Raw genomic sequence first — 25,307 nt, 5'->3', positions numbered from 1 at the left:
TATGATAAAAAAAGACGCGGCTGAAAAAACCATTGTTATGGTCGGCGCTTCCAGTGGGTTTGGACACGGAACGACAATTGAATTAACCATCTGTAGAATAGAGGTGCTAGAGGTACTTGTGGCAGAAATTACCAATGGCGTCCGTATTCGAGAAAGAATGAGAGCTAAAAACGAAACAAGAAAAGTATCATGAAGCTTGTTCAGCTCCTACTTCCGTTAAACGATAATTTGGGAAAGAAATTTCCGAAAAAATTCTTTAAAGATATCAAGGAAGAACTGACCGAGAAATTTAGCGGTGTTACCGCATTTTCGCAATCGCCAGCGGAAGGCGTCTGGGAAGATGAGGGGTATGTCCAGAAAGACCAAATTATTATTTATGAAGTGATGGTCGCCGAGTTTGATCATAATTGGTGGCGTGATTTTAACCGCAAGCTTGAGGCAAAACTCAAACAAGAGAAGATTGTGCTTCGCTGGTTTGATGTTTCAACGCTTTAAGCAGCCATTCCATTGGCTACGTGCTGCTTATTGGTGAGATGCAATAACGCAGAGAGGAATTCGCTATCTGTGCTCTCATAAGATTAGAATGGTGGCTTTAATAAGTCTAACTATGAAGAGATCAGAATTTACACATATCAGCCAAATGACAGAATCAATGAATAATGGTGCATGATGTAATATTGAGGATGAAGAAGGAAATTAATTTATATGCTTAGCTTACAAGCGCAGTGAAACTGAAGGTTATTTCAATAATATTTATTTGGCTCTATATGAATTTTAGTGGGTATGGCATTATTCGATAATGAATAGTGAAACTCTGTTTAGTCTGGCTTTAGGCCTTCAGTCTCTTTGGGAAGTTAAAGAAGTAAAATTTGTTCATGCTGAATCAAAGCGAAAAGAATGACACCTGCAGACTGGTTTTGCAGCAGGGGCACGATTTGCAGATGAGGCAGGAAATCTTTGTGGTGTTTATGACACAGTGGAGCGGACATGGCAGCACCTTAACTTCTTTGAGCATACTTCTTATCTGCACTGTGCCGTTCTCCGCATCAAGACTTCGGCAGGTAAGGTAATTAATGTAGCGGTACCGTGGGCATGCACCAACAGAGTGGTTTTATCTTGCTGTTTGAAGCCCTGGCTTTGGCGATGATTGAACGAAAAATGCCGGTTGATCGTGTTGCTGAGCTAATGCAAGTCGATCCACAACGCATCTGGCCGATATTCAACCATTGGGTAGGCAAAGCGCTGCATGCAGACAATCCTGCTGCTGTTAGCCAGCTGGGTGTTGATAAAACTTCCACGCGCAAAGGGCGCAACTATATCACGGTGGGAGTTGATAGGGAAAGTGAACGTGTGGTTTATGTGAATGAAAGAAAAGGCAGACAAGCCGTTCAAGCCATTGGCAGGCATTTGCAAGCAAAAGGGGCTCAGGCAGAGCAAATTCAGCAGGTCAGCGTGGATTTATCTCCCGCTTTCATTGCCGGCGTCAAAGCTACTTTCCCTGACGCACAGATTACCTTTGATCGTTTCCATATCGTCAAGCTGCTCAATCAAGCAATGGATGCAGTGCGCAAAACTGAACGCAAGGAACACGATGCGCTTAAAGGCCACCAATACATTTTTCTAAGAAACCCCGAATCACTCTCAGAAACGCAACAGCAACAATTAACCAGCAGCTTCGCCTCTATCCTACCTTAGTGTCGGTCCGAAAACCCTCTTCTTCTATAATAAACATAGGGTTGCGTCTAATTCAAGAAAAGAAGATTGCTGAAAAATTGAGTGAAAGTGCCGTTATTAGGTGGTTTTGGCGTATTTTCAAGCAAAACAATTTCAAACTTCGATTCAAATCAGCGAAAATATTGTCCTCAAAGACAAACTTCGTTCAAGTGGAAATCAAATGCGCGTAGTGCAAAATACCCAGATGGAATTAGGTGAAATTGATGTATCCCACATCAAATTTGACTTGAGATCACGAGATGATATTCCGAAGATACTGCGCGGCTTACAGCACCTGTACCTGGATGAGGCATTGTGCCACAAAGTTTTTGCCTTACTGGAAAGTGAAATTGCCCCCAAGGTGGATAAGCACAATGGTCGTCCTGGCATGACCCTATGGAGTGTCCTGGTATGTGGCGTATTACGGCTGGACTTAAATGCTGATTATGACCGTCTGCACGAATTGGTCAACCAGCACAGGACCTTGCGCGCAATGTTGGGGCATAGTCTGTACGATGAAGACAAGCAATATGCCTATCAAACCCTGGTGGATAATGTCAGTTTGTTCACGCCAGAATTGCTGGACAGATTAAACCAGATCATCGTCGAGGGAGGGCATATCCTCATAAAAAAGGACGAAAGCGCCCTGCGTGGGCGGTGCGACTCCTTTGTGGTTGAAACCGATGTGCATTTTCCAACCGACATCAACTTATTGGGGGATGCCCTGCGCAAAGCGATTACGCTGACGGCGCGCTGGTGCGAAAGCCAGCACTTAAGCGACTGGCGGCAATATCGCTACAATCTACGTCAATTAAAACGACTTATGCGCAATGCACAGAGCAAGAAGCGCCGCAAAGCCGCAGACCAACAAAGCAACCTACAAACGATTCAAGCGTATCAGGCCTATATTGAGCAAGCCCAATGTTACGTGAACAAAATTCAAACCACCTTAACCAAGCTGGTTACAACTGCTACGCGCGAGTTGCTGCAAAAGATTGAAATTGAAGACTGCCTCCAACATGCCAAGCGCCAAATAGACCAAATTGAGCGTCGTGTTATCAAAGGCGAAATCATTCCTCACCAGGAAAAAGTATTCTCCATTTTTGAACCCCACACCGAATGGGTCAGTAAAGGCAAAGCCGGTGTGCCTGTCGAGTTAGGCGTCAAAGTGTGCATTCTGGAAGACCAGCATCAATTCATCTTGCACCATCACGTAATGGAAAGACAAACCGATGATCAAATTGCGGTAAACATGGTCACGCAAGCTAAAAAACGCTTTCCCATACTCAATGCCTGCAGCTTCGATAAAGGTTTTCATTCACCTGCTAAGGAACGAAGATTCAATAACTCCAGAGCTTTGAGTTGTAAATTAAGTTGCCGCGGATAGAGTATTTCGGTTATGTTTTGAAAATGAAGATAACCACATACACCCCTGAAGTCGAAGCACAAATGCGCAATTTTTATCACAGCTTATCGGAAAAAGACCGCCGCCGCTATGCTGCCGTTGAGGCGGCAAAGCTGGGTCACGGAGGGATCACCTACCTTTGTCAGGTATTACACTGCGATGAAGGCACCGTTAGCCGTGGCCTGAAAGAGTTAAAGATGCCGTTGCTTGAAAAGGAGGAACGTATTCGGCAAGCAGGGGGTGGGCGAAAGTCAGTTGTGGAGACGATAGAAGGGCTGGATGAAGCTTTTTTAGAGATGTTAAAAAATCATACTGCCGGCTCACCAATAGATGAATCCGTAAAGTGGTCAAATTTGAGCCGCAGCGAAATGGCTGAGAAGCTAAAACAGTGCGGATTTAGCGTGAGTGTGACCGTTATTGATCAATTGCTCGACAAACATCATTTTCGCCGCCGTCAAGCCTTCAAGGTTGAAGCCGGGAAAAAGAACCTACCGCATCGGGACGAGCAGTTCAAAAATATCGAGCGCCTCAAAGAAGAGTACCGGGTCCAAGGTAATCCGGTGATGAGTATGGACGTTAAAAAAAAGAATTGATCGGTAATTTTTATCGCCCCGGAAAGCTCTATACCACTGAGGTCGTGCGGGTCAATGATCATGATTTTGCATCCCTGGCAGACAGTAAAATTGTGCCTCATGGGCTTATGACATCCATCGCAAAAGCGGCTATATCGTATTAGGCACGAGCCATGATACCTCTGAATTCGCTTGCGCCTGTATCCGGCATGGGTGGTTGAACTATGGTCAACTGGACTATCCAAAGGCGACGAGTATTTTATTGCTCTGCGACTGTGGAGGCAGCAATAATGCACGCCACGCTATCACCAAAGCTTGTAGTGGAGTTATTTTTACCAGTGTCGAGCGGATCAAAGCAGTCATGAGTAAAGCAAAAACTTCTCAGGGACTAAAGGTCTTTATCTCAATTATGGATAGGGTATTTGAAACTGGGCGCAAAGTGGCGGATGGCTTTAAAGAAAATATCACCATTGAGTTTGACCCGTTTTTACCGAAATGGAATTATGTTGCTATTCCATCTGCCAGCATAATTTCTGGGGTTATTAAATCCTGATTCCTAACCAGGCTGAATTAGCCCAACATCTTGAGCAGGTTACGCTGCCCAAAAAAGGCAAACTATCCAAAGAGCGCAAAGCAATAGAACAAATGGAAGAATTTGTTAAAGCCCGTCGTGCGCACTCAGCAGTAGAGTCAGCAATCAATGCGCTGCAGGTGCACGGACTAGACAAATGCCCAGATCATGGCATGGGTGGTTTTAAACGTTACGTTGCACTGGCTATTGTCGCCAGAAATATCCGCCGAATAGGTAATATTCTATGGCAGCAGGATGTGGAGCGTGAGCGCAAAGCTATAAAACGTAATTTAAAGCACCAACAAGCAGCTTAAGCTCTCCCGCTAACGCAAAAAACCGCCTGATTGCGAGCAATCAGTGGTGAGTGCTGGGTAGAAACCGTATTTTTCATGCCATGCCTCACAAAAATACAATCAGAGGCTTTTTTGGATGTATGGTTTCGTTGCATTTTTACAAAGGCACTTAAAAATTAAGCAGATTACTGGTGAAAAAATGGGGTTTTCGGACTGGCACTACCTTAGGAGAGGCCTACCGCCTCAAAATACTGTTCAATGAGCTGTGGAACATGCCAGATAAACTCAGTGCGCACGCTTTTCTTACGCAGTGGTGCAATGAGGTCAATCAAGCCGGCATTCCAGCTTTCCATGCTTTTGCTAACACGGTCACTTCTCATTGGAGCGGGATTATTCGCTTTGTCGAGTCCCGTCTGACCAATGGCATTCTCGAAGGTATCAATAACAAGATTCAGCTTGCCAAACGGCGCGCCAGAGGTTGCCGGAATATTAACAACTTCATCAATATGATTTATTTTTTATGTAGAAAGCTTCAGTTTACTTACCCACGGTATTTCACATAGAACCATATCTGTTCTATATTCTTTTAGCTTATCAATTAAACTAATCTATAAAGCCTTTTGTTCTCCCCCCCGCGTTATACTCTAAAGAAATGAATGCAATAATCATATGGACTGCAGTTAGTTTAAGGAATATATTTTTAATAATTTAAATGCGATAACTGTATCGCAACATAATCTGGTTATCGGAAAAATCACTTGCTCATGAGATTAATCATTCTGTTCCTTTACTATGGGAGAATGCAATGAACGATCAACAATGCACAAGCAGCTCTTTTCTAGCACATGTACTGGGTGCGGTAATTCTCATAGGGTTTTGCAACATTGCAGTGGCGATTGACTCTTCGGTAAAAGCTAATACCGCAACAATGCCTAACATAGAGTGTTTGTTCAACTGGGCACAAACATTTCACTCCGATTTATTTTCACCAGCGGTGCAAGAGGTGCAATTTTCTGACCCTTATACCTATCGCTATTACCCAACTACTAATTCTTATGTGGGCGTTTCGTCTGCAGATAATCATGTTTACTACCAAGGACCGACCGATCTCTCACCAAGGGACCTCGGTGATTTATCCATTTTCCTGCAAGAGTCAGGATGTGGGGCGATACCTTACCCTATTATTTTTATTCATGGCTTAGCCTCTTCAGCAGAAACATGGGCTGCATATATAGACTATCTAATAAATAATGCCAAATGGACATTCGGAGGAATCCCTTCTTACAATCATGGCACAAAAATGGTTGATATTAGCTGCCCCACGAATCCAAACCCGGTTATTAAGTGTACGGGTAATGCAGGCAATTTCTATACGCTAAATTTCTCTGATAATCAAAACCTATCTTTAGATAGACAGGGGGGCGAATTAGCAGCAATCATTAAAGCAGTTTTAGATAAAAATCCTGGAACAACAAAGGTTCTTCTGATTGGGCATAGCTTAGGTGGGCTTGCTGCAAGAGCTTATCTACAGGGACTAGCACAAGCACCCGATGCAGCAGCACCCATTGCGTATCAGGGTGATGTCGCGAAATTTATCTCCATTGCCACCCCACATCAAGGTAGTTTTTGGGCACAAGTATGTCATGATGATCTCGGTATTCCCGGTGAAAATAGCATTTGCGATCTTTTCAATTTAAGTATTGATCCGCATAGTACTGCAATGCAGGAACTACAAACAGACAGCTCGGCTTTGAAAATACTTAATGATTTAGCCACTCACCCCCTTCCATCCGATTCAATCTATGTCTCGATAATTGGAACAGGTCAACCTACGTTGTCTAGTTTAGTCAATTTTCAAGATGGCGACGGTATTGTTTCAAATACTTCCCAGAATTTAATGGAAGTAACTGGAAATCTTCCTCTCCAACAGAAATCAATAAAGGTTGATATCCTTTTCCGAGAAGAATGCGGTAATGAAATAAAAATACCCGTTGTCGGGAGCTTAAGGCAAACTCACACTTGTGAGACAACTGATATGGGTGTAGGAGCAGAAGTTTTAAAAAATCTGCACTAATTTTAGCAAATTAAGCGCACTGATCTTTGCTGCGTCGTGCCCTCAGTGCGTCCCACCGTGAGAGTTTCGTTACGGCATTGGACCAAGGATCAACTCCAGCGATGAACAAAACATCAAACGAGGTAGTGCCAGTCAAAAAAGTATTAGTTAACAAAACACCTTTCAGCAAAACATCGAAAGCATCAACCGAGAATTATCAATGTCGCTTGAATAGAAACTGTACACAAATGTCCCCTTGCCAGGAAGCGATATACTATTGTAATCAATGTCGATTTACGAAATTTGATAGCAATAGTTTATGACATGTATTAATACAACAACATCAATACAAATTTTTTACCGGCTGAACTTAAATGCGAATTAAGAGCTGAAATAGAAGCCAGGTCATCGATAACATTAAACTATTGAGGAAGACATCACCTAACCTCAATCAATCAAAGTAACCAATGAATTGGCAAGACCGATTAATAGCGATTTATCTCTATAGCATGTCCTATATAAATTGATTATAATGTGAATTAAGAGCTGACTCGTAAAAAATTCCAGAAAAACAGAGCCGCAGCCAGCTTTCCGAATACATGTACCATAAGCCCGTTATAAGAACGAACTTTGCTGGCACATTCAATGCCTGTTTTTTCTTCAATCCAGGCAAATAAGGCTTCAATCGGTTGCCGCACGCGAGAAACTGCTGTCGATAACCATTGATCCTGTGGTTCCAGATGGTGCTGCCCTTTTTGTTTTTTAACCGGTGTCAAGACGGTCAGATTCTGAGCTCGCCTGATGCATTCAGCGTCAGGCCGTTGATAAGCTTTATCACCGTACAGCTCATTGTTGTACAATTGTGGTCGAATCTGATCAAATATTTTGCCATCATGGTCGCTGGCGCCAGTCACACCAATATACTCAGGAATCGGCAGTGAGCCTGGTTGGCGGCGCCCTATGATATGGACCCGCACACCATGATAGTACAACTTCTTGGTAGAGCAGTAGCCTGAATCCGCCAACTGTTTCGCTACACACGCGTTAAACCGACGACCTTGCCTCGCAAGGATGACCGGAAATGAATCAGTCAACCAAACCTGCCCGGCATTCCTGGTTTCCTGTTCTTGCTGAATCAGTGCTAATAAGGGTGCAAACACATCGGCTACCCGATTCAGACGCTGAACATAAGCCACATAACCTGGAAGTCGTGGAAACCAATCGCGTAAGTGGCGATCCGCATACTCATAAATACCTTTGATCTCTCGATGCTTGTCCATTACACCGAACAGGAAGAGGGTAATGACTTCTTCGTCGCTAAAACTTAAATCCGCGTGGTTGCTCATTCTTTGACTATAAACCCAAAGATTTTGCTGATAATGCTTGCAAACATAGAGATAAATCGTTATTAATCGATTTTGCCAGTTCATTGGTTACTTTGATTGATTGAGGTTGGGTAGTGTCTTCCTCAATAGTTTAACGTTATTGATGGACTGGCTTCTATTTCAGCTCTTAATTCGCATTATAATTTACAGATGACCTATCCGATATTATTTCGCCGTAAAGTATTATCCGTTCGAGAGAAGGAGAACCTCTCAATCGCGCAAGTGGCCAAGCGTTTTGGTGTAGGTGTGGCCAGCGTGATGCGTTGGATCAAAACTCCCGATCCCAAGACCACCCGCAACAAACCTGCCACCAAGATCAACATGGAAATGTTGGCGCAGGACATCAAGAATTATCCGGACGCGTATCAGTACGAGCGCGCCAAACGGTTGGGTGTCAGCAAGCAAGGCATTAACCATGCTTTAAAGCGTCTGGGCGTGACTTATAAAAAAAAGCCTGTGTCACCCCAAAGCCAGCGAAGAAGAGCGGCGTATCTTCCAGAAAAAAATTGAAGACTATGAGCGAGCAGGCCGCGTTATCGTCTACCTTGATGAAAGCGGCTTTGCGCACGACATGCCACGCACGCATGGCTATGCGCCAGTGGGTGAGCGCGTCCATGGCGTAAAAGACTGGCATGCACGAGGTCGAATCAATGTGATTGGCGCTCTCATCGGAAAGACGCTGCTGACCATAAGTCTGTTCATCGCCAATATCTGCGCTGACATTTTCTATGCGTGGATAACACAGGACCTGTTGCCTATACTTCTGCCCGCTTGCGTGATTGTCATGGACAACGCAACCTTTCATAAACGGCAGGATATCCAAACCGCCATTGCCAATGCCGGGCATACACTTGAATACCTGCCGCCTTATTCCCCGGACTTAAATGACATTGAATCCAAATGGGCTCAGGCCAAAGCCATCAGAAAAAGGGAAGGGTGTTCCATCGAGCAGCTCTTTGAAGTGGTACCCAAAAACTGTACAGGTTGTTAAGCTCTGGCAGAATTAAAAAGGAGCTTAATAACAATGAGTAAAAAGCGCATACAATATTCGAGCGAATTCAAAGCAAAACTAGCGCTGGCAGCGATACGTGGTGATGAAACTGTCCCCCAATTAGCAGCGCGTTATAATGTACATCCCACGCAGATCAATAGCTGGAAACGGCAACTCATTGAGCAAGCTGCCGAGCTGTTTTGTAAAAATAATACTGCCGCCAATAAGGAGCAGCCTACAACAGATGACCTGCACCGGGTTATTGGTCAATTGGCGGTAGAACGCGATTTTTTAGCAAGAAAGCTCAATCATTAAGTCTTGTAGAACGCAAAGAGATGATTGAGCCCCATGGCAAACTTAGTCAAACTCGTCAATGTCAGCTGCTGGATCTGGCGCGCTCAACTTATTATTATCAACCGCAACCAATCAGTAATGCTGATCTGGTTCTGCTGCGCATGATGGATGAACAGTACTTAAAGACGCCACAATATGGCTCACGCAGTTATGCTACCTGGTTTCAGCGCCAGGGAATCATGTTAGGGCGCAAGAAAGCCTCTTCCTTAATGAAGACACTCGGTATTGTCAGCATAGCTCCAAAACCCAGGACCAGCATCTCAAGCAAACAGCATAAGGTCTATCCTTATCTGCTTAGAGAACTTGTCATTAATAAACCCAATCAGGTTTGGGCTGCCGACATAACCTATGTCCCCATGGAGAAAGGCTTTGGCTATCTGGTTGCCATCATCGACTGGCATTCGCGTAAGGTGTTGAGCTGGCGCTTGTCCAATACCTTGGATACTGACTTTTGTACTCAGGCGCTGGAGGCAGCCATCCAGGATTATGGCTGTCCACAGATCATGAATACCGACCAGGGCGTACAGTTTACCAGCGAAGCATTTACCTCCATACTAAAAGATCATCATATTCAGATCAGCATGGATGGCAAGGGGTGCTACTATGACAACATTTTTGTTGAACGACTTTGGCGGACAGTTAAGTATGAGCTTTTATATACCAGAGAATTCAATAATCTGAAGGAGATAAAGCAGAATTTATCCACATGGTTTGAATGGTACAATCAAGAACGATTTCATCAAAGCCTTGACCGTCTTACGCCTGATGAAATCTACTATAGTGATCCAAGAATTGATCGGGTTGCCTGAACCTGTTTAACTATACATATCAGAGCTGAACTTTCTTTCAGGTTGTCCAGTTACAGGGAACCACATCACTTTGCCGTTTATGAAATTTGATCCTAAATTCCTCTTTTAACCCGAATTGGAAGCCAAATGAAAGGTTGGCAAATCGAGAACTGGTGGATTTTTTGGTCCGGCTGCAAAGATTTTGTCGATAATGTAGCGTACCAAGGTAGGCCAACGTTCCACTTTTGGCAACTGAGGCGCATTTGCTAGAATGAAATCAAAACCCTTACGGATACTGCTGATCATTGTTTTGATTTGATCACCCGCCTCATGAGTTAATGTAAGCAATAGTCGAGATTGACCTGCATGTCGAGTCAGACGAGCAACCCCATTTAGTAGTAAAGGGCGACTGGTAATTGCTTCCAGATGTGTTTTGGGGTGTGCCAGGCGAACATACCCGCTCCACCAGTTATAAATGAGCGCGACTGCTCGTGCTGAGAGGTTACAGCGCTCCAGGTCATGAGTGGTATAGCCACCCCAACCCCATTGGTTTTTCAACTCATCAAAGCCATTCTCGCAATCTGCCCGATCCCGATACCATTGACCGAAGGCTTCCAATGAATAATCAGCACTGGTCACTAAAACAGCCTATTCCCATACTTTGATCTTATCTGGATGGTCAACGAAGTGCAGGGTTCCCTGTTGAGTATCAGCATTCATTTCGACTGCCAGATTGTTTTTGACTTGACGCCGCAGCACCACTATCCGCCGCGCGCGACTCCAGCCTGCCAATTGGATTTCATCCTCTACTGCGTCAAAGCCTTGCCCCACGGCTGCCACTGGTTTTGCTGCCATTTCCGCTCGATCAAATGTTTAATTCCAGCAGTCTGGCGCAGTTTGAACAGATAACGCTGATTAATCTGTTCCATTCCAGCCATCACGCCTTCATTGCCAAAAGCACTGTCGCCACGCACCAACGCAGGACGCTTTTCAAGAGCCAAGTCTTCGATTAACTGCCGCAGACGGGGTAGGCTATGTTTGGCAGCATGAGATTTACCGCTTTGCACTTCAACATCAAGCACCAGACGAACATTGCTAATCCAATACGTATGCAAGGTGTGGCTTGGCCGTCCCGGCTTGCTAGGATTGTAGCCGATCTCAGCACCTGTTTGACGGCCATATAACAGCTTGACGCTGCTATCAGCGTCAAGAATCCAGGCAGTATTCAAGGCTTCACGAGTACTCTCGCTGAGCGCTGTATCCATCCAGCTTGTACTCTTCATCAGTTGAGCCAGGCAGACAGCACGTTGCGATTCATCGCAACGTTTGGGTAAACCTGGCGCAAGCGCACTCAGCGCGCGACGCAAGCTCTCATCGCTGACAATCTTGCCCATGCCAAGTATCTCAGGAGCCACTTCGTCTCCTGGTAGCCCGGCGATGTGGGCATAGCGTCGCTGCCCATCAAGAATGGAGAGCAACCAGGTACCCAGTAAATCAACCACAGCAGGCGCATTAGGACTCGTGTAAGAAAGCGGGCATCCTTCTACCCAACGGGCAAATAAGCCGGTAACTTCCAGGAATTCAGAAAAAAATGCCAACTGACCCATGGCTGTGGCACTTCCGTTTTCATCCCAGCGCACGTGAAATCGACCACCAGGAGTCGACAAACACATCTCCTCTGCAGATTGCTCCATCTCCTGCACGGCGTTACTTACCGCCTTTGCCGCTCCTTTTTCCTCAAAATCCTTTTCACCCATTGGGTGACTCCTTTATTCAGCCATAAAGCCTTGACAGTATTACGTTTTCGGTTGTTTTTATAGGTTCAACTGAGGAAAATAGGTTGATTCATTTTATATGGGATCTGCTATATGACAGTAATGGCGCGCGATGCACTACCATGGCAGATGCCAAGAGACTATATCGCCATCATATTCGCAAGCAGTGGCAAAGCATTCAGGGAACACGTTATCGCTACAGATTGCTGGATGTTGGACTTAATCTCGCCTCATCTCTCGATGAAGCGCCACAATGGGTTCCCTACCGACTGCTCTTTGTTAAAGGAACCACGGCAGATAATGCAGCAACATCTGGCAAACATGACTGGACGCTATTTATCACTACGGATACCACAATAGAAGCAAGCCGTATTCTGGAAATCTATGCGCTGCGTTGGGGTATTGAGGTTTACTTCAAAGAAAGCAAACGCCACCTTGGTCTGTTGATGGAGCAGAACCAGTAGTTTTGCCTCTCATATTGCATCGATCCATCTGGCTGCCATACGCTTTTGCATGCTAGTCTTCGCTAAGCAGGAAGGGATCGGATTACAGGTAAGCGAGGTGAGAGATAAATTAGTCGAGGGGTTAATGAGCTTGAGTTTTGCAAAACAATTATAGCTGCTGTTTCGCGCATTGATCCATGAGGGGCGGTCAGGCATTAAACGCCAGCTTGGCTGTAGCGTTGAACAGATCATGGAAACAATTGAGGCGCACATAAATCAATTCTTTATGCAAGCTCTGCAATTAGATTACCTTACCTTACCTTACCTTACCTTGCCTTGCAGCAAGAAGCTTTGGATAGGTGTGATCAGTGAAATTTTATTCGATTTTGAACTCCGAAACTTGAGTAACAAGACCAATATTCATTTTAGTATTGGTCTTTTTTATATTGAAAATTGTAAATTAAGACTTTTATCTTCTCTAAATTAGTGTGAATGAGACAGAAGCTGTGGTTGCATAAAAAATTAAAAGATCTGGAAGATAAGCTTTGCTTTTACCTGCAAATTTATGACTGAGCTTATAGCTCAGTCATTTTTTAAATACCCTTTAAGTAATTATTCTATATATCGCGATGGCGGCACTCTTCACTTTTAAATGGCCGTATTCGTCGATAATGCAAACTTGAAGCGGATCATTCTGCAATCTACCAAGTATGCAATTATTACCAAATAGAGATAGTCAACTTTCTACATAAATGCTTGTGGTTTATGCATTTTCTTTAAATTTATTTAAGCCATCTTATTATTTGTCACAATTTCTGTGGATAACTATGTGGGTAAGTTGTAAATACTGTTGCTAAGATGGTTATTTGTAACAATCTTTTCTAGATCGACTAAATTTTAAACATATAATAATATTATTTATTATCAATAAGTTGTTATTATATTGGTTATTTTTATACTTTTGAATAATACAGATCCTTTATAAAAATAAGTGTGGATAAATTCAGAATGTCAAGAAATTTTCAATTCGATTGCATGCGTTCCTACCATGAATGTGAGATTCTACATTCTATAAAGTGGAGGATTCTACAAGAGGAAAGCTCTATCAGATGAAAAGATTCAGCAAATCTTCGCATCAGAAACCGAGATTTTCCGCCGTGTTGTTCGCAGCGATGACCGACATACTAGATTCTATACCTACTCGCTACCGTATGACGGCTGCCGCTTGGTTGGCAGGTGAAGATTTACGTACCATCATGTCAAACGGAACCCTTTACCGACACGCCAAGATTCTACGTGAATATGGTCTTGATATAACCGAACCGTGCAACGTCACTAAATTCCCCACCAAGGTTCACGTCGTCGAGCTTAAACCAGTTTTCTCCTCCTGACTGGGATAGATTCGATGACGAATTCAATAACCCTTAAAATTTGTGGTTAATAAATAAGGATCACTTTATGAAATTTTTTCTTATGAATTGCTTATTGTTATCTCTCTGCTGTCGTTCCTTTTTACTTTTTTGCACCAAGCACCCAATTTAGAGATATATGAAAGAGTATTCTGCAACAATTTAAAAAATGACGGTGCAAAATCACAAAATCCTCCCAGCAATGTCTGCAATTATGCACCGTCAAAATACTTCAACAATGGGTACAAATTAAATGACTCAGCTTCGTAAATATGCACTTCACGAAACAAAATCAGTAGCTCAAGCGCTACAAGTAAATTATCCAACTTTATGCATGCTTTATTCCATTGTACTAAGGTACATGTAAAAGCTTGTAATGAACAAATAAGGAAAACGTTATGAATTATTTTTTAAATAGAAGAATGGTGCACAAAGAAAAGATAAGAGAGAAACAATGTGCACCATGGGAGGAAAATATCCATTGAGGAGCCGATACGTACCTGTATAACAAGGAGAGAGGAGGGTTGCAGGTTTATACCCATGCTCTTTTTTAACAATGGATGTGCAAATGATAATTGTTTTCATTTGCAAATGCAACATATTTTCACGAAAATTAAAAAATGGGTGCACAAAGTGAAGAGGGGAGATATTCACATGTGCACCACATCAAAAGATCATAACTATGAAAGTCTGGTACACAACTATAACGACAAGAGGCTATAAATTTATAGCTGTGTACCGTAACCCTTTTAGCAAAGAGTTAACAATAAGAACTACAAAAACGATAAAAGTTTCAATGATTTATTGATGAGCTGTTCTTGGCCTCAAGCCAAACGTTATGCTGTAGCGCTGATTGGGGGGTGTGCACAATGCACCAAAAAAAGGTGCACAAGGTAGTAAAAGGGTATAAAAGGAACAAAACAATTATGCATCTTGAAAAGGCCATGATGAGAAACCGGTACACAACTGCTTACTGAGGAATCGGGAGAAATAACAATTGCGTACCGAAACCGTATTATTAATATGACTATCGACTAAGCGTTATCTAAACAACAAACGTTTCAATAATTTAAAGATGAGTAGTGTCCAGCCTCAAGCCATTCGCTAAGCTGTAGCACTGATTTTGGGTGTGCATAACTACAACCATTAAATATTATATAGAAAGGTTTAAATGAACCAATTCGAGCAATAAATTCACGCAGTATGGCTACTGGTGTTGTTAGCAACAAATAGAATTGTCCGGTTTTGTAGCAAATAAATTGTCCACTTTGAAACGCAATGAATTGTCTATTAATTCATTGCGCAGTTGTGGCGGCGGATTTACGCAACAACTGTACTGTTCAGTTTTATTTCCTTGCCAGACGAATCATATGTCGCAAGCTTCCTTGGGCCGTGCGTGATAGCTATTTGTCCATTTGGATAGCGCAGTACGATGACTTTTGCTTTCACATAATGGCAGCGATGACGATCTGCCGGGATTTGAAGCTTTAAACCTTCAAAGCTAACACAGTTATCATAGCCAACAACGCGCTCATGACGCTCACAGAGGATGTCCGCAAGCTCTCCACCAATCCATGGTACAAAAGCACTACCTTCCTCGGATGCCGGTTGTACGAACTCGGCATTGAAAGTAGGCATATAGACTTCTTTCAGATACCGATTAGCTGCTGTCATATCGGTAATCCCAGCTAATACTAGTTCTTTAGGCAGACGTTCCTGGTGCGTGCGAAACATGCGTTCACTGCGTCCGCGTGCTTCTGGCGAATAGGCTGCAATCATCTCGATTCCTAATCGTTTCATGGCCTGTCCAAATTGAGTGAGATTCTGTTTGTCAACCTTGCCTCCTGCTTCTGGCGTGTACCAGTAGTGGCTGCCACGATCGGAGTAAAATGAGGCAAATAACCCGTGCTTCTCAATGACTTCCTGTACGCCCTGGAAGCTGCTCATAGTGCTTTCTTCCTCAACGAAAAACATCGAGTAGTGCTCACTGGTGGCATCATCCATCGTGACAATCAAATCCCATTTCTGTCCCAAAACCCATTCATGCGTACTGCCATCTTGATGAATCATCATACCAATCAAAGGAGCCCGCTCACGCTTCTTACGGTGCGTGCCTCGCTTCTTGGTATGTTCAATCAGTCCGGCTTCCTGTAGCCGGTTTTTAACCCACGTATGACTGCGATTACCACCGCCAGAACGATACCAGGCATAGAAGTGCTTGGCATTCCAACCCATGTGGCGATTGCGATAGTGCTCGACCAACCGCATGACTTCATCTACTGGTGCCCGTCGGTGTGATACCTGCACAAGACGCCTATCTAATAACGCATCCAAACCATCCTCATCATACCGGTTCATATAGCGCCGGAATGTGCGATCACATACTCCAAGCAATAACGCCGCTTCCGATTGCGTAAGGCTCCTTTTTCTATAGCTTTCATACGCTTCTTCAAATCTCATCTTCCTGGTCTCCTGTAGCCATTCTGTCCGTTTCATCTGAAATCCTCCCAGGATTCCATATAAACCGGACAGATCATTTGCTACAAGTCCGGACAGTTTATTTGTTCTCTACATATGGCTACTGGTGTTTGAAGTTATTCTTTTTTTACTTTATTATAATAATGGCCTATTTCCTTCAATCGCTATTGGCTGTATTTTACCCATCCGTCGCTCATGCTGATATATCTGCTTCGTCATCATTGCGGTTATTACCGTCGTTACTGACGTTGCCACTACGAGGGCGCCTATGCTAGGTGTAATCTCGCCTCATCATGGTCTTCAAGTAATATTACTAAAACTTTTTTAATCATCCAAATCGCCTCGCGAAGGGCAGTTTTTATTTCATGAGCAAAATATTATATAACGTAGGCACTAAATCACACTGTTGATGAGAAAATATGCAATATTACTATTCCTACGATTCATAAGGCAAAAGGTCGTGAGTGGTCTAAAGTTCGCCTTATGGGCGAGTTCCTGAAGAGTTCGGTACGGCAGGAGGATAACATTGCGCTGTGTGAGAACAGCAAAGGTTTTATGGCCCAGTTGAGAATTGCCATTAATTTGATAACTCTCTTAGGGTTACAGGTTGTTTTATTGTACCGCGGCCGCGTTTGAGTTTGCCATGATATCAACGATGCTGTTTCGCACCAAAATAGCCTTCATCGACTTTTACTCTACCTAATAACTTGTCTTTAAGGGCAGTCTGATGGCGATATATTACTTGCCTGAAAATGCCATACCACCGATTAATCGGGTTATGGTTTTCACCTAACAGCAGAGCTGCTTTACTGGCTGGTATATCAATGCTAAAACATTGAATGATTTTTTGAATGGAATAATGACTTGATTTACTGTTTCTTAACATCTTATTAAATTAATAGATTGTTTCTGCTAGTCTAGAGCCTTTAATATTAAAAATAAATAAAATGAATATTTTGGAAATAGTTGGTTTTGTGGTGCTGGTTGTTGTTGGGTTTGGAGCTATTTTGTGGATGGTTGGAATTCTGGAGGTTGATATAAATATTCAGACGGACAAGGACGATATTCATAAAAGTAACTGAACTATCAACAAATCAAAAATGAGGTAGGTTTTAGAATGAAATTAATCGGTTTAAACGGCGCAATCGGTTCTGGGAAGAGTGAAACAGCGCGGTTTCTTTCTGATAAATATGGTTATAAAGAGATCACGTTTAAAGCTGAGTTTGTCAGAAGAATATTTCTATCACTTGGTATTTGTGATCGTCATCCTGATTATGAAATATATCTCAATCTTTTCTATGATCAAGAGCTAAAGGATAAATCTAATGAATTACTAGGGGGGCTTACGCCTCGAGAAGTTAAGTTTTCATTTAGCGGTTGGGTTCGATCAATTGATCCTGATGCATTTGTTAGACCTACTGAGTTAAAAATAAAAACTTACTCAAAACTAAAAACACAATCTCTTCTTGATATCGTCGTTTCTGATGTTCGGTTTGAGAATGAAGCGCAGTTGATCAAAAGGAATGGCGGTGTTATCTGGAGGATCGAAAGACAAAACAATCCATTCAAAATTAAATCATCTCACGAATCAGAGAAAGATCTGGACCAGAAGTACATTGATCTTACTATCCACAATGATGGCAGTTTAGATGATCTGGCTATTGCTGTTGGGGATTCTTTGGAAGCGGCAGTAGTCTAAAGTTTAAATGCGAATTAAGATCTAACTCTCAAAAAATTCCAAAAAAACAGAGCCGCAGCCAGCTTTCCAAAGACATGCACCATCAGTCCCTTATAAGAACGAACTTTGCTGGCACATTCAATGCCTGTTTTTTCTTCAATCCAGGCAAATAAGGCTTCAATCGGTTGCCGAACGCGAGAAACCGCTGTCGATAACCATTGATCCTGTGGTTCCAGATGGTGCTGCCCTTTTTGTTTTTTAACCGGTGTCAAGACGGTCAGATTCTGAGCTCGCCTGATGCATTCAGCGTCAGGCCGTTGATAAGCTTTATCCCCATACAGTTCGTTGTTGTGCAATTGTGGCCGAATCTGATCAAATATCTTGCCATCATGGTCGCTAGCGCCGGTTACACCAATGTACTCAGGGATCGGCAATGAGCCTGGTTGACGGCGTCCTATGATATGAACCCGCACACCATGATAGTACAATTTCCTGGTTGAGCAGTAACCTGAATCCGCCAACTGTTTCGCTACACACGCGTTAAACCGGTGACCCTGCTTGGCCAACGCTACTGGAAATGAATCGATCAGCCAAGCTTGTCCGGAATTCCCGGTTTCCTGTTCTTGCTGAATCAGTGCTAATAAGGGTGCAAACACATCGGCTACTCGATTCAGGCGCTAAACATAAGCCACATAACCTGGAAGTCGTGGAAACCAATCGCGTAAATGGCGATCCGCATACTCATAAATACCTTTGATTTCTCGATGCTTGTCCATTACACCGAACAGGAAGAGAGTAATGACTTCTTCGTCACTAAAGCTTAAATCCGCGTAATTACTCATTCTTTGACTATAAGCCCAAAGCTTCTGTTGATAATGTTTGCAAACATAGAGATAAATCGTTATTAATCTGTTTTGCCAGTTCATTGGCTACTTTGATTGATTGAGGTTGGGTAGTGTCTTCCTCAATAGTTTAACGTTATTGATGAACTGGCTTCTATTTCAGCTCTTAATTCGCATTTAAAAGTAGTAGAAATGGAACTTGACACACGGCATAGCCAGATGCAGAGTCATGAATGCTCTACTGTGCCACAAATGCAGGAGAAGAGAGCCAGGTAACCCAACTAAATAGGTCTATATACAGTCAGCTTTGACATTGAATGGTTGCGATAACTTCTCGGTTATTATACTTTTGGCATGAAAGCTAAAAACGTGGAGGCAACGTTCGCATGAATCAACAAAATTCAACAGCCAGCAAGAAAGTTAAATTACTAAAAGATGGCGCCATGTTAAATGGATGCTTATTGGGCTTCTGTGCTGGAAGAGATCAGCTTGGTTCAAATTTAGGGTTCTATGTGAAATACCGTGGGTAAGTAAACCGAAGTTTTCCACATAAGAAATAAATCATATTGATGAAGTTGTTAATATTCCGATAGCCTCTGGCGCGCCGTTTGGCAAGCTGAATCTTGTTATTGATGCCCTCAAGAATGCCGTTGGTCAGACGGGATTCAACAAAGTGAATAATCCCGTTCCAGTGAGAAGTGACCGTATTAGCAAAAGCCTGGAAAGCTGGAATGCCGGCTTGCTTAACCTCATTGCACCACTGCGTGAGAAAAGCGTGGGCACTGATCTTATCCGGCATGCTCCATCGATCATTGAACAGTATTTTGAGGCGGTAGGCCTCTCCCAAGGTAGGGTAGAGGCGAAGTATGTCAGTTAATTGTTGCTGTTGTGTTTCTGAGAGTGATTCGCGGTTTTTTAGAAGAGTGTATTGGTGGCCTTTAAGCGCATCGTGTTCCTTGCGTTCAGCTTTGCGCACTGCATCCATTGCTTGATTGAGCAGTTTGACGATAGGGAAACGATCGAAGGTAATCTGTGCACAGGGGAAAGCATCTTTGACGCCGGCAATGAAAGCAGGCGATAAATCCATGCTGACCTGCTGAATTTGCTCTGCCTGAGCCCCTTTTGCTTGCAAATGCTCGCCAATAGCTTGAACGGCTTGTTTGCCTTTTCCTTCATTCACATAAATCACACGTTCACTTTCCATATCAACTCCCACCGTGACATATAGCAGATCCCATATAAAATGATTTAAATTTCATAAGCGGCAAAGAGCTGCTCGATGGAACAACCTTCCCTTTTTCTGATGGCTTTGGCCTGAGCCCATTTGGGTTCAATGTCATTTAAGTCCGGGGAATAAGGCGGCAGGTATTCAAGTGTATGCCCGGCATTGGCAATGGCGGTTTGGATATCCTGCCGTTTATGAAAGGTTGCGTTGTCCATGACAATCACGCAAGCGGGCAGAAGTATAGGCAACAGGTCGTGCGTTATCCACGCATAGAAAATGTCAGCGGTGATATTGGCGATGAACAGACTTATGGTCAGCAGCGTCTTTCCGATGAGAGCGCCAATCACATTGGTTCGACCTCGTGCATGCCAGTTTTTTACGCCATGGACGCGCTCACCCACTGGCGCATAGCCATGCGTGCGTGGCATGTCGTGCGCAAAGCCGCTTTTATCAAGGTAGACGATAACGCGGCCTGCTCGCTCATAGTCTTCAATTTTTTGCTGGAAGATACGCCGCTCTTCTTCGCTGGCTTTGGGGTGACACAGGCTTTTTTTATAAGTCACACTCAGACGCTTTAAAGCATGATTAATGCTTTGCTTGCTGACACCCAACCGTTTGGCGCGCTCGTACTGATGCGCGTCCGGATAATTCTTGATGTCCTGCGCCAGCATTTCCATGTTGATCCTGGTGGCAGGTTTGTTGCGGGTGGTCTTGGGATCGGGAGTTTTGATCCAACGCATCACGCTGGCGACCCCTACACCAAAACGCTTGGCCACTTGCGCGATTGAGAGGTTCTCCTTCTCACGAACGGATAATACTTTATGGCGAAATAATATCGGATAGGTCATCTGTAAATTATAGCAGATCCCATATAAAATGATTTAAATTTCATAAGCGGCAAAGAGCTGCTCGATGGAACAACCTTCCTTTTTTCTGATGGCTTTGGCCTGAGCCCATTTGGGTTCAATGTCATTTAAGTCAGGGGAATAAGGCGGCAGGTATTCAAGTGTATGCCCGGCATTGGCAATGGCGGTTTGGATATCCTGCCGTTTATGAAAGGTTGCGTTGTCCATGACAATCACGCAAGCGGGCAAAAGTTTAGGCAACAGGTCCTGCGTTATCCACGCATAGAAAATGTCAGCGGTGATATTGGCGATGAACAGACTTATAGTCAGCAGCGTCTTTCCGATCAGGGCGCCAATCACATTGGTTCGACCTCGTGCATGCCAGTCTTTTACGCCATGGACGCGCTCACCCACTGGCGCATAGCCATGCGTGCGTGGCATGTCGTGCGCAAAGCCGCTTTCATCAAGGTAGACGATAACGCGGCCTGCTCGCTCATAGTCTTCAATTTTTTGCTGGAAGATACGCCGCTCTTTTTCGCTGGCTTTGGGGTGACACAGGCTTTTTTTTATAAGTCACGCCCAGACGCTTTAAAGCATGGTTAATGCCTTGCTTGCTGACACCCAACCGTTTGGCGCGCTCGTACTGATACGCGTCCGGATAATTCTTGATGTCCTGCGCCAACATTTCCATGTTGATCCTGGTGGCAGGTTTGTTGCGGGTGGTCTTGGGATCGGGAGTTTTGATCCAACGCATCACGCTGGCGACCCCTACACCAAAACGCTTGGCCACTTGCGCGATTGAGAGGTTCTCCTTCTCACGAACGGATAATACTTTATGGCGAAATAATATCGGATAGGTCATCTGTAAATTATAATCAATTTATAGGGGACATGCTATATAATCAATTTATAGGGGACATGCTATAGTTGTGCCCTTTGCGCGTAGAGGTTTCATCGATACCCAGCTGGCTGATAGCAGAAGGATCATCTGCACGCAACGCTTTGCCTACCCAATGGTTGAATATCGTCCAGATGCGTTGTGGATTGACTTGCATTAGCTCAGCAACTCGATTGACCGGCATTTCCCGTTCAATCATCGCTAAAGCCAGGGCTTCAAACAACAAGGTAAAACCACTGTTGGCACGTGCCCACGGTACCGCTACATTAACTACCTTACCTGACGATGTTGTAATGCGGGGAACCGCGCAATGCAAATAACAAGTATGCTCAAAGAAGTTAAGGTGCTGCCATGTCCGCTCCACTGTGTCATAAACACCACAAAGATTTCCTGCCTCATCTGCAAATCGTGTCCCTACTGCAAAACCAATCTGTAGGTGTAACTCTTTTCGCTTTGATTCAGCATGAACAAACTTTATTTCTTTAACTTCCCAAGGAGACTGAAGGCCTAAAGCCAGACTAAACAAGGTTCCATTATTCATTATTCAATAATGCCATACCCACTAAAATTCATATAGAGCCAAATTTAGTTTATGGAATAGTTCAGAAAGAAGATGGATGTCTTGAAGAATTTCCTGTGAACGCTATCAAGATTACAGGTGATGTAACAACAAGTTGGCTTCCTATCGAGACGGCTCCAATGGATGGTACCGTAATAGATGCGTTATATACTCGATAACGACCACCAAAGGGTCTTAGGAACTGATGTTACGCGATCTTTATTTTTTCAATTCAGTATAGGCTATCTGATTGGCTTTAATGAAAAGTTTTGCTCGCAATGCAAATGATTGGCCTTGTGTTTGATCTTCAAGCATTCCAGTTTGAACACGGCATAGATGGCCATGAAAACACGGTTGTTCTGCGTGGTTACCGTACGGGTTGGCGATTTCGCAATCCCGCATTGGATTTTGGAGACTTATGAAATTCTTCAACTTTCCACCATTTCTGGTAGATTGTTGCGGCGTATTCGCCATCGCACGTCAAATCACTGCACACCAGATTCAACCAACCGGTGCTGCCGTCTTTGTTTGTAAAGATTTGCCGCACTAACAGCACTTCCTGTTCGAAGCCCCTCAGCCAGCCGCGCACCGCTTGCTTATCCGTTAAACCCAGTTCACTGATCCGTACAAAGCGCCCTTGTTTCTTGTCTTCCCGACTGAGCGCCACCAGACGATTGTCTTTTAATGCAGCAATAAAGTGCTTCTTTTTCTTCAAAATAAATTCAAAGTTCTCTTGCGACGCAAACCAGTTATCCATCAGGATATAACGAAACTTTATCGCATTCAGCACACAGGTATTTAACATCTGTCGCATCAGTTCATTTTTGAGTCGCCACGCTGGCACGCTTGACTTGCCGTGTCGTTACATCACAGAACTGGATCGGTTTGTGCATCACTCTAAGAAACCGTTTGGAAATTGTGAATTCTGGGTTAATGTAGCGTCTTTTTGCTATTAGTAAGCAACATCATGAATCAACAAAAAACGAAAGGAACGTTATCCGAGCAACCTGAGTGATGGAGCATGGCGTTATTTGAAACCCCATCTGCCAGTATCAGCCGTGGGAAGGCCACGAGAGTTGAGTATGCGTCAGGTGGTAAATGCGATTTTGTATGTTCTAAAAACAGGTTGTCAATGGCGACAATTGCCTCGTGAATTCCTGGTCTGGAGCTCAGTTTATTACTATTTCTACCGCTGGTCCTATAACGGGACATGGAAACGTCTTCATCATTTATTGCGCTCTCGCTTGCGAGAAAAATGTGGCCGACATAAACGCCGACGGCAGGCTGCCTGGACAGTCAAAGCGTCAAATGTAGTGCAGTTCCTGGGCAACGTGGTTTCGATGCAGGTAAGAAGATCCATGGTCGTAAACGCCACATTCTGGTAGACACACTGGGGTTACTGTTGATGGTGGCAGTGACTGCTGCCAGTGTGCAGGATCGTGACGGTGCTCGCCTGCTTGTTGCATTACCTGTCGGGAGAATGCAAAAAATTGAGGAGTATTTGGGTGGATGGTGGCTATGGCGGGCGTTTAGTAGCCTGGGTCGCACAACGGTTTAAATTCTGTTTCGAGGTGGTGTTGGGCCCCAGGGAAGCCAGGAAATTTGTGCTATTGCCTCGTCGCTGAGTAGTCGAGCGTACTTTTGGCTGGCTGAACCATTCACGCAGGCTTAGGCTTAGTAAAAGCTATGAGCGCCTCACCCGGACGGATGAATCCTGGGTTTACATCGCCATGACCCGCATTATGTTGAGGCGCTTGACATAAAACAGGAGTTTCCAAACAGTTTCTGAGAGAATCTAACTATTTTAGGGCACCTCTAAAAATTCAAGCTATAAAATGAGGCGCGTTAGGAGAAAGTAGTATTTTCTTGATTTGTCCAGGATAACACGTTGTTTCAAATGTATAATAATGAGATTATGCTCCCCGATATGAGTCCTCACCATGCAACTCGGTTTTTTTGACCTTGACAATCGATATGCTCAGCTAAGTAAGTTAAATGATCCGCTTGAAGAGCTGAATCGCATAATCGATTGGAATCTATTCGCTGATCTTCTTGCAGAGACAACGATGAAGCCCCGGAAAAGTGAAGCAGGCCGCAAACCCTTTGATCGGGTGATGCTATTCAAAATGCTGGTATTACAAAGAATGAATAATCTGTCGGATGATCGGCTGGAGTATCAAGTCCGGGACCGGTTGAGTTTCATGCGGTTTTTGGGACTTGGTCTGGCAGGGGTAGTGCCTGACGCAAAGACCATGTGGTCGTTCCGGGAAGAGTTGAAAGAGAACCATCTGATGGATCGTCTGTTTGCAAGATTCGATGAATGTTTACGAGAGTTGGAGGTAGAACTGAAGTCAGGTCAGATCATTGATGCGACCTTTGTGAGTGTGCCTAAACAACGCAATACACGTGAAGAAAACAAGATGATTAAAGAAGATGCCGTTCCGATTGAATGGGGACAGAATCCCCACAAACTGGCGCAAAAAGACATTGATGCGCGTTGGACGAAGAAGAACAGCGAATCGTTTTATGGTTACAAAGATCACGTCAATATGGATCGCGATACCAAGCTGATAACCACATGGGAAGTTACTTCAGCGCAAATTCATGACAGTCAGGTTTTGGAAGAAGTGCTGCAATCCCCTGAAGTGGGAGGCGCAGATATTTATGCGGACTCAGCATACCGCAGCAATGCACAGGAAGAAAGTCTGGTCACCTCAAAATACACGAGTCAGATTCACGAAAAAGGCGCTCGCAATCATCCCCTCACGCAAGCACAAAAATCCAGTAACAAAGAGAAATCACGGGTGCGTGCACGAGTCGAGCATGTGTTTGGTTCGATGACGAATGAACTGGGCGGAATCACGATTCGTACCATAGGTTATGGGAGAGCAAAAGTACAAATAGGCTTACTCAACCTCGTCTATAACATCAAGCGTGTAGCGACGCTGATTCGAAAAGGGTATTTCAGTTTCGATAGGGTTAGTGCGCCCGAAATGGCTTAAAGGGAGCAAAAACGAGAAGATAACAACC

Annotated in this window: 27 protein-coding genes and 8 pseudogenes; 21 read left to right on the top strand and 14 right to left on the bottom strand. The window is 43.9% G+C overall.

Annotation, left to right across the window (positions count from 1 at the left end):
- Position 1 precedes the first annotated feature (1 nt).
- The 10 genes and pseudogenes from AAW31_RS04745 (at position 2) to AAW31_RS04710 (ending at position 6,628) form a co-directional block, all read left to right on the top strand.
- Complete coding sequence (locus AAW31_RS04745; RefSeq protein ID WP_046849354.1) at positions 2–193, top strand: hypothetical protein; 192 nt, start codon at positions 2–4, stop codon at positions 191–193.
- Complete coding sequence (locus AAW31_RS04740; protein ID WP_046849353.1) at positions 190–495, top strand: hypothetical protein; 306 nt, start codon at positions 190–192, stop codon at positions 493–495. The genes AAW31_RS04745 and AAW31_RS04740 overlap by 4 nt, the downstream gene beginning before the upstream one ends.
- A gap of 304 nt (positions 496–799) precedes the next feature.
- A pseudogene (locus tag AAW31_RS04735) lies at positions 800–1,665 on the top strand (ISL3 family transposase); the annotation flags it as partial.
- A gap of 229 nt (positions 1,666–1,894) precedes the next feature.
- Positions 1,895–3,046, top strand: a pseudogene (locus tag AAW31_RS19590) (ISNCY-like element ISNco1 family transposase); the annotation flags it as partial.
- Between the two features lie 77 nt (positions 3,047–3,123).
- On the top strand, positions 3,124–3,711 hold the full coding sequence (locus AAW31_RS23045) for an ISAzo13-like element transposase-related protein (protein WP_052752085.1): 588 nt from the start codon (positions 3,124–3,126) through the stop codon (positions 3,709–3,711).
- Between the two features lie 44 nt (positions 3,712–3,755).
- Positions 3,756–3,943, top strand: a pseudogene (locus AAW31_RS23400) (ISAzo13-like element transposase-related protein); the annotation flags it as partial.
- A 9-nt stretch (positions 3,944–3,952) separates the two neighbouring features.
- Positions 3,953–4,243, top strand: a complete 291-nt coding sequence (locus AAW31_RS23035; protein ID WP_407667748.1) for an ISAzo13-like element transposase-related protein — start codon at positions 3,953–3,955, stop codon at positions 4,241–4,243.
- A gap of 5 nt (positions 4,244–4,248) precedes the next feature.
- Positions 4,249–4,625: pseudogene (locus AAW31_RS20440) on the top strand (ISNCY family transposase); the annotation flags it as partial.
- Between the two features lie 117 nt (positions 4,626–4,742).
- Positions 4,743–5,117 carry a transposase gene (locus AAW31_RS04715; protein WP_082110339.1) on the top strand — a complete coding sequence of 125 codons (375 nt, stop codon included), beginning with the start codon at positions 4,743–4,745 and terminating at the stop codon, positions 5,115–5,117.
- Between the two features lie 242 nt (positions 5,118–5,359).
- Positions 5,360–6,628 carry an esterase/lipase family protein gene (locus AAW31_RS04710; protein ID WP_046849351.1) on the top strand — a complete coding sequence of 423 codons (1,269 nt, stop codon included), beginning with the start codon at positions 5,360–5,362 and terminating at the stop codon, positions 6,626–6,628.
- 518 nt (positions 6,629–7,146) lie between these two features.
- Here AAW31_RS04710 and AAW31_RS04705 read toward each other — a convergent pair.
- Positions 7,147–8,037, bottom strand: a complete 891-nt coding sequence (locus tag AAW31_RS04705) for a transposase (RefSeq protein ID WP_046849350.1) — start codon at positions 8,035–8,037, stop codon at positions 7,147–7,149.
- 105 nt (positions 8,038–8,142) lie between these two features.
- Here AAW31_RS04705 and AAW31_RS04700 point away from each other — a divergent pair, with 105 nt between their 5' ends.
- From AAW31_RS04700 to AAW31_RS04685, 4 genes are read left to right on the top strand one after another with little or no spacing between them, the layout of a single operon-like run.
- On the top strand, positions 8,143–8,502 hold the full coding sequence (locus AAW31_RS04700; protein WP_046849349.1) for an IS630 transposase-related protein: 360 nt from the start codon (positions 8,143–8,145) through the stop codon (positions 8,500–8,502).
- Positions 8,435–8,983, top strand: a complete 549-nt coding sequence (locus tag AAW31_RS04695) for an IS630 family transposase (RefSeq protein ID WP_309567613.1) — start codon at positions 8,435–8,437, stop codon at positions 8,981–8,983. The genes AAW31_RS04700 and AAW31_RS04695 overlap by 68 nt, the downstream gene beginning before the upstream one ends.
- A 33-nt stretch (positions 8,984–9,016) precedes the next feature.
- On the top strand, positions 9,017–9,298 hold the full coding sequence (locus tag AAW31_RS23395) for an IS3 family transposase (protein ID WP_036503716.1): 282 nt from the start codon (positions 9,017–9,019) through the stop codon (positions 9,296–9,298).
- Between the two features lie 20 nt (positions 9,299–9,318).
- Entirely contained in the window at positions 9,319–10,146 is an 828-nt protein-coding gene (locus AAW31_RS04685) for an IS3 family transposase (protein ID WP_046848692.1), read from the top strand.
- Between the two features lie 105 nt (positions 10,147–10,251).
- On the opposite strand, the gene AAW31_RS22570 is transcribed toward AAW31_RS04685, so the two are convergent.
- Genes AAW31_RS22570 through AAW31_RS22560 form a run of 3 tightly spaced genes read right to left on the bottom strand, consistent with a single transcriptional unit; the run spans position 10,252 to position 11,882 of the window.
- On the bottom strand, positions 10,252–10,764 hold the full coding sequence (locus AAW31_RS22570; protein WP_235264496.1) for a hypothetical protein: 513 nt from the start codon (positions 10,762–10,764) through the stop codon (positions 10,252–10,254).
- Between the two features lie 9 nt (positions 10,765–10,773).
- Positions 10,774–10,980 (bottom strand): hypothetical protein, encoded by a 207-nt coding sequence (locus AAW31_RS22565; protein WP_235264495.1) that lies wholly within the window; start codon positions 10,978–10,980, stop codon positions 10,774–10,776.
- Complete coding sequence (locus AAW31_RS22560) at positions 10,932–11,882, bottom strand: transposase (RefSeq protein ID WP_052752082.1); 951 nt, start codon at positions 11,880–11,882, stop codon at positions 10,932–10,934. The genes AAW31_RS22565 and AAW31_RS22560 overlap by 49 nt, the downstream gene beginning before the upstream one ends.
- Positions 11,883–11,965: 83 nt before the next feature.
- On the opposite strand from AAW31_RS22560, the gene AAW31_RS18755 reads away from it, so the two are divergent.
- Both AAW31_RS18755 and AAW31_RS04665 read left to right on the top strand, forming a co-directional pair.
- Entirely contained in the window at positions 11,966–12,364 is a 399-nt protein-coding gene (locus AAW31_RS18755) for a transposase (protein ID WP_052752081.1), read from the top strand.
- A 1,151-nt stretch (positions 12,365–13,515) separates the two neighbouring features.
- Entirely contained in the window at positions 13,516–13,734 is a 219-nt protein-coding gene (locus tag AAW31_RS04665; RefSeq protein ID WP_158441387.1) for a phage/plasmid replication domain-containing protein, read from the top strand.
- 1,338 nt (positions 13,735–15,072) lie between these two features.
- On the opposite strand, the gene AAW31_RS04655 is transcribed toward AAW31_RS04665, so the two are convergent.
- Positions 15,073–16,248, bottom strand: a complete 1,176-nt coding sequence (locus AAW31_RS04655; protein ID WP_046849345.1) for an ISNCY family transposase — start codon at positions 16,246–16,248, stop codon at positions 15,073–15,075.
- Between the two features lie 634 nt (positions 16,249–16,882).
- Positions 16,883–17,116: pseudogene (locus AAW31_RS04650) on the bottom strand (IS1595 family transposase); the annotation flags it as partial.
- A gap of 61 nt (positions 17,117–17,177) precedes the next feature.
- Between AAW31_RS04650 and AAW31_RS23030 the strand changes: the two are divergent.
- Together AAW31_RS23030 and AAW31_RS18745 are read left to right on the top strand one after the other, a co-directional pair.
- Positions 17,178–17,312, top strand: a complete 135-nt coding sequence (locus tag AAW31_RS23030; RefSeq protein ID WP_258920414.1) for a hypothetical protein — start codon at positions 17,178–17,180, stop codon at positions 17,310–17,312.
- 35 nt (positions 17,313–17,347) lie between these two features.
- Positions 17,348–17,929: a deoxynucleotide monophosphate kinase family protein gene (locus AAW31_RS18745; protein WP_052752078.1), complete on the top strand. Its 582-nt coding sequence runs from the start codon at positions 17,348–17,350 to the stop codon at positions 17,927–17,929.
- Between the two features lie 14 nt (positions 17,930–17,943).
- Here the strand turns inward: AAW31_RS18745 and AAW31_RS04640 are convergent, their stop codons facing one another.
- Both AAW31_RS04640 and AAW31_RS21770 read right to left on the bottom strand, forming a co-directional pair.
- The gene (locus AAW31_RS04640; RefSeq protein ID WP_046849344.1) at positions 17,944–18,564 is read right to left on the bottom strand and encodes a transposase; all 621 of its coding nucleotides are present in this window, start codon (positions 18,562–18,564) and stop codon (positions 17,944–17,946) included.
- Between the two features lie 21 nt (positions 18,565–18,585).
- On the bottom strand, positions 18,586–18,834 hold the full coding sequence (locus AAW31_RS21770) for a hypothetical protein (protein ID WP_046849343.1): 249 nt from the start codon (positions 18,832–18,834) through the stop codon (positions 18,586–18,588).
- A 302-nt stretch (positions 18,835–19,136) separates the two neighbouring features.
- On the opposite strand from AAW31_RS21770, the gene AAW31_RS21150 reads away from it, so the two are divergent.
- Positions 19,137–19,280 carry a hypothetical protein gene (locus AAW31_RS21150; protein ID WP_158441385.1) on the top strand — a complete coding sequence of 48 codons (144 nt, stop codon included), beginning with the start codon at positions 19,137–19,139 and terminating at the stop codon, positions 19,278–19,280.
- Here the strand turns inward: AAW31_RS21150 and AAW31_RS04630 are convergent.
- The 6 genes and pseudogenes from AAW31_RS04630 to AAW31_RS04605 form a co-directional block, all read right to left on the bottom strand.
- Positions 19,259–19,975: pseudogene (locus tag AAW31_RS04630) on the bottom strand (ISL3 family transposase); the annotation flags it as partial. The gene AAW31_RS21150 and the pseudogene AAW31_RS04630 sit on opposite strands and share 22 nt — an antisense overlap.
- A gap of 23 nt (positions 19,976–19,998) precedes the next feature.
- Positions 19,999–20,823 carry an IS630 family transposase gene (locus AAW31_RS19575; RefSeq protein ID WP_046849342.1) on the bottom strand — a complete coding sequence of 275 codons (825 nt, stop codon included), beginning with the start codon at positions 20,821–20,823 and terminating at the stop codon, positions 19,999–20,001.
- A gap of 33 nt (positions 20,824–20,856) precedes the next feature.
- The gene (locus AAW31_RS04620; RefSeq protein ID WP_144412830.1) at positions 20,857–21,327 is read right to left on the bottom strand and encodes a transposase; all 471 of its coding nucleotides are present in this window, start codon (positions 21,325–21,327) and stop codon (positions 20,857–20,859) included.
- Positions 21,323–21,682: an IS630 transposase-related protein gene (locus AAW31_RS04615; RefSeq protein WP_046849341.1), complete on the bottom strand. Its 360-nt coding sequence runs from the start codon at positions 21,680–21,682 to the stop codon at positions 21,323–21,325. The genes AAW31_RS04620 and AAW31_RS04615 overlap by 5 nt, the downstream gene beginning before the upstream one ends.
- Before the next feature lie 61 nt (positions 21,683–21,743).
- A pseudogene (locus tag AAW31_RS04610) lies at positions 21,744–22,259 on the bottom strand (helix-turn-helix domain-containing protein); the annotation flags it as partial.
- 385 nt (positions 22,260–22,644) lie between these two features.
- Positions 22,645–23,121, bottom strand: coding sequence for a transposase (locus AAW31_RS04605; RefSeq protein WP_200899712.1), 477 nt, complete (start codon positions 23,119–23,121; stop codon positions 22,645–22,647).
- A 127-nt stretch (positions 23,122–23,248) separates the two neighbouring features.
- Here AAW31_RS04605 and AAW31_RS19570 point away from each other — a divergent pair.
- Both AAW31_RS19570 and AAW31_RS04600 read left to right on the top strand, forming a co-directional pair.
- Positions 23,249–24,040, top strand: a pseudogene (locus AAW31_RS19570) (IS5 family transposase).
- A gap of 177 nt (positions 24,041–24,217) precedes the next feature.
- A complete protein-coding gene (locus AAW31_RS04600) occupies positions 24,218–25,279 on the top strand; it encodes an IS5 family transposase (protein ID WP_046849340.1) in 1,062 nt (353 codons plus the stop codon).
- Positions 25,280–25,307 lie beyond the last annotated feature (28 nt).

The sequence above is a fragment of the Nitrosomonas communis genome (assembly GCF_001007935.1).
In the GTDB taxonomy this organism is placed as follows: Bacteria; Pseudomonadota; Gammaproteobacteria; order Burkholderiales; family Nitrosomonadaceae; genus Nitrosomonas; species Nitrosomonas communis.
The sequence above is the reverse complement of the archived record's forward strand: the minus strand, read 5'-3'. Positions and strand labels throughout refer to the sequence as shown.

Coding starts and splice junctions, on each gene's coding strand:
- AAW31_RS04745 (WP_046849354.1), top strand. CDS start 2: ATGATAAAAAAAGACGCGGCTGAAAAAACCATTGTTATGGTCGGCGCT.
- AAW31_RS04740 (WP_046849353.1), top strand. CDS start 190: ATGAAGCTTGTTCAGCTCCTACTTCCGTTAAACGATAATTTGGGAAAG.
- AAW31_RS23045 (WP_052752085.1), top strand. CDS start 3,124: ATGAAGATAACCACATACACCCCTGAAGTCGAAGCACAAATGCGCAAT.
- AAW31_RS04710 (WP_046849351.1), top strand. CDS start 5,360: ATGAACGATCAACAATGCACAAGCAGCTCTTTTCTAGCACATGTACTG.
- AAW31_RS04705 (WP_046849350.1), bottom strand. CDS start 8,037: ATGAACTGGCAAAATCGATTAATAACGATTTATCTCTATGTTTGCAAG.
- AAW31_RS04700 (WP_046849349.1), top strand. CDS start 8,143: ATGACCTATCCGATATTATTTCGCCGTAAAGTATTATCCGTTCGAGAG.
- AAW31_RS23395 (WP_036503716.1), top strand. CDS start 9,017: ATGAGTAAAAAGCGCATACAATATTCGAGCGAATTCAAAGCAAAACTA.
- AAW31_RS04685 (WP_046848692.1), top strand. CDS start 9,319: ATGATTGAGCCCCATGGCAAACTTAGTCAAACTCGTCAATGTCAGCTG.
- AAW31_RS22565 (WP_235264495.1), bottom strand. CDS start 10,980: ATGGCAGCAAAACCAGTGGCAGCCGTGGGGCAAGGCTTTGACGCAGTA.
- AAW31_RS22560 (WP_052752082.1), bottom strand. CDS start 11,882: ATGGGTGAAAAGGATTTTGAGGAAAAAGGAGCGGCAAAGGCGGTAAGT.
- AAW31_RS04665 (WP_158441387.1), top strand. CDS start 13,516: ATGACCGACATACTAGATTCTATACCTACTCGCTACCGTATGACGGCT.
- AAW31_RS04655 (WP_046849345.1), bottom strand. CDS start 16,248: ATGAAACGGACAGAATGGCTACAGGAGACCAGGAAGATGAGATTTGAA.
- AAW31_RS23030 (WP_258920414.1), top strand. CDS start 17,178: ATGAATATTTTGGAAATAGTTGGTTTTGTGGTGCTGGTTGTTGTTGGG.
- AAW31_RS18745 (WP_052752078.1), top strand. CDS start 17,348: ATGAAATTAATCGGTTTAAACGGCGCAATCGGTTCTGGGAAGAGTGAA.
- AAW31_RS21770 (WP_046849343.1), bottom strand. CDS start 18,834: ATGAACTGGCAAAACAGATTAATAACGATTTATCTCTATGTTTGCAAA.
- AAW31_RS21150 (WP_158441385.1), top strand. CDS start 19,137: ATGAATCAACAAAATTCAACAGCCAGCAAGAAAGTTAAATTACTAAAA.
- AAW31_RS19575 (WP_046849342.1), bottom strand. CDS start 20,823: ATGACCTATCCGATATTATTTCGCCATAAAGTATTATCCGTTCGTGAG.
- AAW31_RS04615 (WP_046849341.1), bottom strand. CDS start 21,682: ATGACCTATCCGATATTATTTCGCCATAAAGTATTATCCGTTCGTGAG.
- AAW31_RS04600 (WP_046849340.1), top strand. CDS start 24,218: ATGCAACTCGGTTTTTTTGACCTTGACAATCGATATGCTCAGCTAAGT.